The sequence below is a fragment of the Nostoc flagelliforme FACHB-838 genome, from assembly GCF_014698065.1.
GTDB lineage: Bacteria > Cyanobacteriota > Cyanobacteriia > Cyanobacteriales > Nostocaceae > Nostoc > Nostoc flagelliforme_B.
In genome coordinates, this window is sequence record NZ_JACJSI010000619.1 from 1 (window position 1) to 2,489 (window position 2,489).

Genomic DNA, 2,489 nt, shown 5'->3' on the forward strand with positions numbered 1-2,489 from the left:
AGGTCATCCAAACCCGCCGACCGTCTCGACACAGGTTTTCACCTTCGCCTTGCGGGTACGATTGAGGATTGCGAAGTAAATCGTGAACAAAGGGTTTGACATCGCGTCCAGAGAGTTCGGCTTCTGGAATGATCGTTTCAAATAAGGTTCGCCCTAAAATCTCATGTTCTTCATAGCCCAGGAGTTTCACTCCATAATCGTTGATGTATCGAATTCGTCCTTGCGAATCATAGCGAATGATAACGGAATTCGCGGTTTGTAGCAGGTTGCGATAATTCGCTTCACTTTGTCTCAATGCGGCTTCGGTCTGTTGACGTTCAGCGATTTCCTGCTGTAGGGATTGAGTTCGCTTTTCTACCTTCCTTTCCAATGTTTCGGTATAGTCTGCTAACTGTTCATATAACCGAGCATTCTCCAGTGAAATTGCTGCCTGAGCCATCAACAGTTTGAGGACTTGTAAGCGATCGCGGGTAAACACTCCGGTACTAAGCTTGTTCTCCAAATAAAGGATGCCGACAAGCTGATTTTGCTTGAGAATTGGCATAGAGAGGAGCGATCGCGTCTGTTGGTGTTGAATATAAGGATCAGTCAAAAAAGATGGTTCGCTGACTGCATCATCAAACACCACAGTTTCTTGAGTACGTTCTACTGAGTAAATGACGGGAACAGGAATCGTTGCACAGTCAGTAACAGCGATCTTTTCCAGGTTGCACTGTCTACTCCCACTGCACTGAGCCACCACAGTGAGTTGATCGTCTTCTAGGAGCACTAGAGCGCCTGTTTCGGCTCCGGCATTTTCTATCACCACCTGCATTAACGTGGCGATCAATTGATCGAGATGGATTATTTCTGAAAGAGCTTGAGCTGCTTTCATTACCGCAGCCAAATCGATCGCGCTGTCTAAGCGAGCAGAAGTAGTTCCAGAAGTTGTATGGATTGGCGTGTAGGTCACAACCGGTGATTGAGAAAAGAACTGCGGGTAGCGAGTTTCTAAATCTTTGACTTTTGCCATCGCTCCCCATCTTTCATAGCAGTAGTGTGCTTCTTTCATGTAGATCTGGGCAAATTTTTCTCGACCTCGCGCTAGATAATGTTTTGCAGCCAATTCGTATGCTAACGCCTCTTCGTGGATATATTCATTTTCTCTGGCTCCTTGAATCGCCCGTTCATAAAACTCTTCAGCCTCAAGAAATTGCCCTAAGACTCGCGCTTTCTCTGCCTCGACTAGATAAAATTTATGTAGATAATTCATTGGGGCGTGTTTTGCCCATTTCTGCATCTTTTCTTGGTTAGTGTTAACAGAGTTTAGCCAAGTTGATTTTTCAGAGTTTGAAACATCGAACGATAGGTTCAAAAGCGCCAGAGAATGGTAGAAACAGAATAAAGGTAAAACCTTTATTGCTGTCACCTCTTCAAGATATTGCCTTGCCGAAACAGCAGTTTGTACAGCTTGATAATATTCCCCAAATAGATAACACAATATAACTTTGTATAAATAAAACATTTGAATTGCAGTTCCATCCTTAACTACAATAGCGTGTGGTAACGCCTCCTCTTCATTACACACCCGACCAACTAAGCGGCTGGGATTCTCATACCTATCTAACAAATTAAGAATAGTCTGCCGCAATATTGTCAGCCAACTCGAGGGACTTTCTCGTCTAATTTGGTTGATCGCTTTGCTGTAAATTACTGTTTTTTGTTCCAGTTGAGTAAGTTCCTCTCCAGCAAAAAATGAGTTATGGCACAAGTAATATGCAGCATAACCAGCGAATTCAAAGTCTCCAGTTTCCACTCCTTCCTGATAAGCCTCAACCAGCAGTGGTATTGTGTTCCTAAGATGTACCTTCAAGTGCATGACGTGGGTACTCAAAAACAATAATGCTTTAACATTCCCTTTTTTGGTATTCAATCGTTCTGCCAAGCTGAGAGCCAGTTGTCCAAATTTATAACCGAGTTCAATGTCTTGAACAACTCCACATAGAACCAACCCGTAGCAGGCATAACTATGTGGTGACCAGGTAGTATTACCGTAGTTAATTGACAGATTTACCCTCTTACATACAATCAGTATCCACAGTGCTGGTAACGTTATAAATGCAGCAGACACCATATTCGATAGGATTGATATAGCTGCCAGTGGTTCTGGTGCAGCAATCTCTGGTAAATTAATTAAGTCTTCGATTTCTCGTTGGGCGAGTAGTGCAGCCGTTGACTCCAATTCCCTTTGAATATCTGCCCGACTTGGATTTTCTATTAAATCTATTCCCAAGAGCTTTAACGCTTCCAACCCAGTTTTTAGTGTTTCTTTCAGGTTGCCCTGTGACAAATATCCTTGAATTCTGCTATCGTAAGCCTGCACTTTGTCAACCACTGTTTTGGCACGAGCGAGTACCACTTCTACCAACTGTTCCATCTCATCAAAGCAACCCTGGAGATACGCCGCTTCTGCTGCTTCTGAGTACAGCGCTAAGGTGAGGTCATACTCA

General features: G+C 43.5%; 1 protein-coding gene. It reads right to left on the reverse strand.

The features are described from left to right. A partial coding sequence (locus H6G97_RS49755; protein ID WP_190947610.1) for a GAF domain-containing protein occupies positions 1–2,489 on the reverse strand: 2,489 nt, incomplete at both ends.